The 5,434-nt window shown below is 59.0% G+C and carries 8 protein-coding genes; 5 read left to right on the top strand and 3 right to left on the bottom strand.

Annotation, left to right across the window (positions count from 1 at the left end; translation table 11 throughout):
- Window positions 1-183: 183 nt before the first annotated feature.
- Window positions 184-717 carry a dihydrofolate reductase family protein gene (locus VMA74_RS04695; RefSeq protein ID WP_325365300.1) on the bottom strand — a complete coding sequence of 178 codons (534 nt, stop codon included), beginning with the start codon at window positions 715-717 and terminating at the stop codon, window positions 184-186.
- A gap of 310 nt (window positions 718-1,027) precedes the next feature.
- On the opposite strand from VMA74_RS04695, the gene VMA74_RS04700 reads away from it, so the two are divergent.
- Window positions 1,028-1,684: a glutathione S-transferase family protein gene (locus VMA74_RS04700; protein WP_325365302.1), complete on the top strand. Its 657-nt coding sequence runs from the start codon at window positions 1,028-1,030 to the stop codon at window positions 1,682-1,684.
- 5 nt (window positions 1,685-1,689) lie between these two features.
- On the opposite strand, the gene VMA74_RS04705 is transcribed toward VMA74_RS04700, so the two are convergent.
- Entirely contained in the window at window positions 1,690-2,886 is a 1,197-nt protein-coding gene (locus VMA74_RS04705) for a hypothetical protein (protein WP_325365304.1), read from the bottom strand.
- A gap of 108 nt (window positions 2,887-2,994) precedes the next feature.
- On the bottom strand, window positions 2,995-3,819 hold the full coding sequence (locus VMA74_RS04710; protein ID WP_325365306.1) for a DUF5694 domain-containing protein: 825 nt from the start codon (window positions 3,817-3,819) through the stop codon (window positions 2,995-2,997).
- Between the two features lie 257 nt (window positions 3,820-4,076).
- Between VMA74_RS04710 and VMA74_RS04715 the strand changes: the two genes are divergently transcribed.
- The 4 genes from VMA74_RS04715 (at window position 4,077) to VMA74_RS04725 (ending at window position 5,270) form a co-directional block, all read left to right on the top strand.
- Window positions 4,077-4,502 (top strand): hypothetical protein, encoded by a 426-nt coding sequence (locus VMA74_RS04715; RefSeq protein ID WP_325365308.1) that lies wholly within the window; start codon window positions 4,077-4,079, stop codon window positions 4,500-4,502.
- A gap of 90 nt (window positions 4,503-4,592) precedes the next feature.
- On the top strand, window positions 4,593-4,841 hold the full coding sequence (locus tag VMA74_RS04720) for an ankyrin repeat domain-containing protein (RefSeq protein WP_325365310.1): 249 nt from the start codon (window positions 4,593-4,595) through the stop codon (window positions 4,839-4,841).
- Window positions 4,828-4,974 carry a hypothetical protein gene (locus tag VMA74_RS21595; RefSeq protein WP_414649555.1) on the top strand — a complete coding sequence of 49 codons (147 nt, stop codon included), beginning with the start codon at window positions 4,828-4,830 and terminating at the stop codon, window positions 4,972-4,974. The genes VMA74_RS04720 and VMA74_RS21595 overlap by 14 nt, the downstream gene beginning before the upstream one ends.
- 68 nt (window positions 4,975-5,042) lie before the next feature.
- Complete coding sequence (locus VMA74_RS04725; RefSeq protein WP_325365312.1) at window positions 5,043-5,270, top strand: hypothetical protein; 228 nt, start codon at window positions 5,043-5,045, stop codon at window positions 5,268-5,270.
- Window positions 5,271-5,434: the final 164 nt, after the last annotated feature.

Here is a 5,434-nt window from a genome sequence, read left to right on the forward strand (position 1 = left end):
CTGCGACGTCTGCCGGCATGATCTTGGACCGCAGATTCGGATTGCCAATACGATCCACCATCGTCATTCCTGCAATCGCCCGTCAATGACGTGACTGTACTCGTGCAAACGCCAAAGTTCGTGCGCCTTCGCGCTGTTTGCGCTCCGCTGCGGCGGGAAACGTTGAAGGGGCGCGTCGCGCCATCAAGCAGGAGCGTACGTCAACCTGACCACGTCCTTGGCGATTAAATCATTGGCCACGAGGCGCAGCCGCGGCCTGGGCCCCGCGAAGAATGGCTTGCCGTGACCAAGCACGATGGGGTGGACGTAGAGCCGATACTCATCGATCAGGCCAAGGTCGCCCAGGCTTTGCGCCAGACCGGTTCCGGCCACTTCAAGTTCCCCGGCAAGCTCCGCCTTCAGCCCCCGCATCACCGCCTCGACGTCATCGGCAACAAGGGTGGCATTCGGGCCGACCGACTTCAGCGAGCGCGACACGACCCATTTCGGTTTGCCGCGCCAGACCGCAGCGTAGGCGCGTTCCTCCGCGTCCCAATCAGGAGCGTCTTCGTCCCAATAACGCATGACCTCGTACATACGGCGACCGTACACCATGCCCGTCAGGTCGCGTACCCGCTCCACGAAGTGACGAAAGAGTGAGGGATTAGGAGGCCCTAATTCCTGGTGGTCGATGTAGCCATCCAGGGACTGGTTCAATTCGAATACAAACTTAGCCATGGAAAATCTCCACTGCAGAGTGTTCCGGATAATAGTGGTGCGAGTGCCTTTGGAACCGATCCAATCGCTATGACGACGAATGACGAAACCGGAACTCGACACGGAGGCTGCTGGCGCTCACTGCGGATCAAGGTTCCGGTACGGTCGGCTGCTAACCTCGCCAAGCGTTCGAAGGGACATGTCGATTTGGTGGCGACCGGTTCGTCGTCGTTTCACATAGGGTAAGAATAGCAACCCATGTTGAAACCAATCATCGGTGCCATGGCTTCCGGGGATGGTGCCGTGCAATCACAATCACCAGGAGACGTCGATGATTCCCACCATTACTGCCTTTGAACGGTCGCCCGATGGCGGCAAGGGGCTGGCGCGCGACACGCGTGTTCGCTGGGCGCTTGAAGAAGCGGGCCAACCCTACAAGGTTCGCGCTGTCTCGTTCTCCGCGATGAAGGAGCCAGCGCACCTGGCCGTGCATCCCTTCGGCCAGATTCCAACCTATGAGGAAGGCGACCTTGTGCTGTTCGAGTCAGGCGCCATCATTTTCCACATCGCCTCGCGCCATCCGGGTTTGCTGCCGGACGACGCCAACGCCCGCGCGCGGGCGATCACCTGGATGTTTGCCGCGCTCAACACGGTGGAGCCGCCGATCCTTGAACTCGTCATCGTCAAGTTTGCGGAGGGCGACAAGCCCTGGAGCAAGGAGCGCTTGCCTCTGGTCGCGGATCGCATCCGCCATCGGCTGGGCCAGCTTTCCGCGCGCCTGGGTGCTGCCGAATGGCTGGATGGCGCGTTCAGCGCGGGCGACCTGATGATGGTATCGGTACTGCTCAGGACGAGACCATCGGGCATTCTTAATGAATTTCCCAGCCTGGCCGCCTATGCCGCGCGCGGCGAGGCACGCCCTGCGTACCAGCGGGCTTTCGCTGCGCAGTTGGCGTTCAACACGGCGCAGCCTGCGGCCCCTCATTGACGCGGCTAGCCCGGCGCGCGCCCGCTCCATCGCCGCGTCAAAACCTGCGTGGCGAAGTGCAGTCCCGGTTTCGGGTCGTCCAGGCGGAACGAATGGTAATGCGCGCCAGCCCATTGCAGCAGAATGTTCCACAGGGGGCCCCGTGTTTGTGCGCTTTGCGCGTGAACGGTGCTGATGTCTCGATAGAAGTCGACGCAGCCGGCGCCGGCCTTGTAATCAAGCGTGGCCCTCTGCACCGGCAAGCCAAGGGCATCCTGGTACGCCATCTCGCAAACGTTGACGCCGCAGCGTGCCGCAAACTCCACGTAGGTCCAGGCGCGCGTGTTGACCTCAAGAATGCGATAAACGCCGTCGCGCTTATCGCGCTTGAATTCCGCACTGAAAATGCCGCGATAGTTAAGCGCCGCCAGCAGGCGTTTGACATCCTCGACCGGCGTTTGCAGCTGTTCAAGCGGGATGCTGCGGCAGTACGAACTGTTGCCGAAGTCAGGGGGTGAAATACGAATGCGTTGGCGCGCAAATAAGCCAGTCATCTCGCCGCGACCATCGAGGAAGCCGTCAACAAAGTAATGATCCGACGCCGTGCCGGGCACGTATTCCTGCGCCATCAGCCGAAAGCCCTGATCATGCAGGGGGCGCCATGCAGCATGCAGTTCGTCCTTGCGCCTTACCCAAATGCCTTTCACGCCGGTGACGTCGCTGAACTTTTGCGAGTTAACCGGCTTGATGAAAACACGGTCAAGCTCGTCGAAAGGTATCGCCTCGATATCCGCATCGCTTTCGATGCGAAAAGTGCGGGGATGTGGAACATGCACGCTTTCCAGAAACGCGGAAAAACGCGACTTGTCCTGCAGGATTTCCTGCGTCTCGCGCGAGCTGGTGCTGAGAAAATACCGCGACACCAGCTCGGTGCCTGGGAGATCGGTAAGCCATAGCGCCGCATCGTCGGCGCCGGCAATCAGCACGGCTTTTGGCAGCGGCATGTGGCGCAACCGTTCGATGGCGTGCGGCCCGAGCGAGCCATCCCATGCATCCCGTCCGGGTGTGGGGCGATACCAGCGCGAGTGGGTGACGTGATCGGATGCGGGGCACGCGACATAGGTAGGGATACCCACCATCGTCAGACAACGCAAAATGCCAAGCGCGGTCGGGCCCCGGCCCAATACGATCGCCGGCACGCAGTAATCGTCCCTTTTCCCCATGTCGCGCTCCGGTATACGGCGTTACCAGATAATCGTCACCGCTGTGATCGATGAGGCATGCTAGCACCGTGTGCGAAGGCTTTCACAAGCGTTGTCTGGTGGCTTCGACTATGGCTGAAGATAGTCATTCGGCTCCACCAGTTGAAACCCTGACGTCTCGCTTACGCATTGCCGCAACAGGTAGGCGTGCCCGGCGCCGAAAAAAATTACGATCCGGTCGCCGGGCCGGGAACGCTGTAGAAGCTTTGCGCAGATAAGGAAATTACGGCGATACCAGGCGGTCAACAGGTCTGCGCCAGGTTGGTCCGCGTTTTCGCCAATGCGAAGGGCGGCTCGATAAAAGGCGTGGTCTTCTTTCAGGCGAGCCGGGTCATTGAGCAGGCGCAGCTCGGCAGAGACACCTTTTGTAGCGAGCACGCGTGCCTCCTCGGCCACCTGTCGTTGAACCAATGCATCCTGCTCGGCGAGGAGACCGCCAAAGCCGTGGGTATTGGCATAAGCCTTCAGCTGCGGATACGGAAAATCACCATCCGCGTCCATGCCGTACACCGCTTTCGACCCGGCGAGTTTCGCCAGCCGAAATCCAAGCTGGACCACCTCATTGCGGGAGGGCGCAAGGGTGCCCGCAAGATACTTTGGATAGCGCACGTCGACGACGTCCTCCGGCCATTCCACGCCGATCTTGTTTGGCTTGAACTTGGCAAGTGCGCTTGCGATGGCCGAGATCTCCACCTGACGTTTCGGTGCAAGCACGTCATCGGCCTTCACGTCATAGAAGTCGTGCCCAGGATTGGCCATGTGGTAAACACCGACGATCATTACTTCGACCGGGGCAGGCGAGCTCTGGGCGTATGACAAGCCAGGCATCAAGAACATGGCGCCAACGAGCCACGCCCACCCTGCATGAAACAGCTGTATGCCTAAGTCAGACATGCAGGAATCCTATTCACGCCGATGACACGCCAGTCACGGGCGTATGGCCATAGCCGGCGATGGCTGACACCCGCGAGCCGGTGCTGGACGTCTTTCCCGGGTATTTGGTTTAAAGGTTGCGCCCGGCAGCGAGCGCCAAGACCGAAGCAAGTCCCAAGGGCTGCCGCGCCAGTGCAACCCCAAAAGCAATCCCAGCCATATAATTCGCCGGTAAACCAGGCAGCACCCATATTCCAACCGTCGAGGCGCGATGAGCCATGCGTTCAATTCGCTTCACAAAGAAGAGCATGCGGCGTTGGTTTGGACGTCTGTTCCAAATCGCACCGACCATCATCACGGTCATCGTGCTTTGCCACCCCACGCTTCACGTGTTTGCGCCGTTGCTCGATCTGATTGGATCGGTGGGACTGGACGGGTTGCTGTTGATCCTGGAAGTGCAGCTTCTGGCATGGTCCATACCGATCCTTCGCCACCGCGTTGCCCCGGCGATTACACAGTACTGGAACCGCCACGTCGCTTCGCGCTTTGGTTTGCCGCCAAGTGAAAACGTATTTTTAGACGTCACGCTTGGCTTCTTTCACTTTCTGTTGCTACGCGGCGGCGCACCTGGCCTGACTATCTATCTTTTTTATATCGCTTTTGCATGCCACTTCAGCATCCATGTTCACATGGCGCTGAGCTAAGGAAGGGCCGGAATCTTCGTCAACTCAGCGAAAGGTAGGCAAGACGTTAATGTCCACTTCGACCTTGGACGGACATGGAATTGCGGGTTTATGAGCGAATTCATCACTGCTGATGATGTACTGGCTGCGGTATGGGAGGTTGTCGAATTCGCCGGCTGCCCGGAACGACCGACAGTCAAGTCCATCGGCATCTTTGGCAACACGCCGCTTTTCGCCCCCATAACATGGGGCGATGCCAATGCTGTCAGGTTGCTCCTGGGGGCAGGAATCGACTGCAACGTCCAGTGTGAAAGAGGTGAGACCGCTTTGCACCATAGCTATCCGTATGGGCGAGTTTGATATCGCGAGAATGCTCTTGGCCCACGGTGCGGATCCACGAATCAAGGACATCCATGGACAGGCCTCCTATGACTGTTGCTGGGAGGGTGAATGGGATGGGATTTTTGGACCGAACTTTAGACCTGGCGGCTAGGCGATCACATAATGAAAATGTCCGCCGCTCGAAGCGGACCTAACGGGGCTGTTGGCAAGAAGCATCTCATGAAGTATCAGGATGGTCAGAAGATCCTTGCCGGAGATGTCGTCCAAATCGACGGACGGTATCAAGGGGTGGTCATTGCCGCGATCGATGACAAAAGCTACCTAGCGGGCGCCGAGGATTGGGAGTACCTAGGAAGCGGGGCAATGATCGATACCGACTTTGCCGGGCTTGTTCATTATCCAGAGGATGACGCCGGATTAGTTCTCGTTCGTCGAGGTAGCCAATGATCTCGAAGAGGTCCGTTTCCGACCGATTCTGTTGAAAAACTCGGTTCTGGGAGCGCGCCCGCGGCGGGTGTTCGGGCTTTGAAAGCCGATCAAGTGCTCAGAAACGAGGTGCATGCCCCCTTGCCCGTCAGGCGGGAACTGGGTTCCCCATTTCTGCTCCCTTT

It is taken from the genome of Dyella sp. (assembly GCF_035508675.1).
Classification (GTDB): domain Bacteria; phylum Pseudomonadota; class Gammaproteobacteria; order Xanthomonadales; family Rhodanobacteraceae; genus Dyella_B.

Excerpts from the sequence above, each read along its gene's own strand:
- VMA74_RS21595 (WP_414649555.1), top strand. The coding sequence starts at position 4,828 with ATGGGCGAGTTTGATATCGCGAGAATGCTCTTGGCCCACGGTGCGGAT.
- VMA74_RS04710 (WP_325365306.1), bottom strand. The coding sequence starts at position 3,819 with ATGTCTGACTTAGGCATACAGCTGTTTCATGCAGGGTGGGCGTGGCTC.
- VMA74_RS04715 (WP_325365308.1), top strand. The coding sequence starts at position 4,077 with ATGCGTTCAATTCGCTTCACAAAGAAGAGCATGCGGCGTTGGTTTGGA.
- VMA74_RS04700 (WP_325365302.1), top strand. The coding sequence starts at position 1,028 with ATGATTCCCACCATTACTGCCTTTGAACGGTCGCCCGATGGCGGCAAG.
- VMA74_RS04725 (WP_325365312.1), top strand. The coding sequence starts at position 5,043 with ATGAAGTATCAGGATGGTCAGAAGATCCTTGCCGGAGATGTCGTCCAA.
- VMA74_RS04720 (WP_325365310.1), top strand. The coding sequence starts at position 4,593 with ATGAGCGAATTCATCACTGCTGATGATGTACTGGCTGCGGTATGGGAG.
- VMA74_RS04705 (WP_325365304.1), bottom strand. The coding sequence starts at position 2,886 with ATGGGGAAAAGGGACGATTACTGCGTGCCGGCGATCGTATTGGGCCGG.
- VMA74_RS04695 (WP_325365300.1), bottom strand. The coding sequence starts at position 717 with ATGGCTAAGTTTGTATTCGAATTGAACCAGTCCCTGGATGGCTACATC.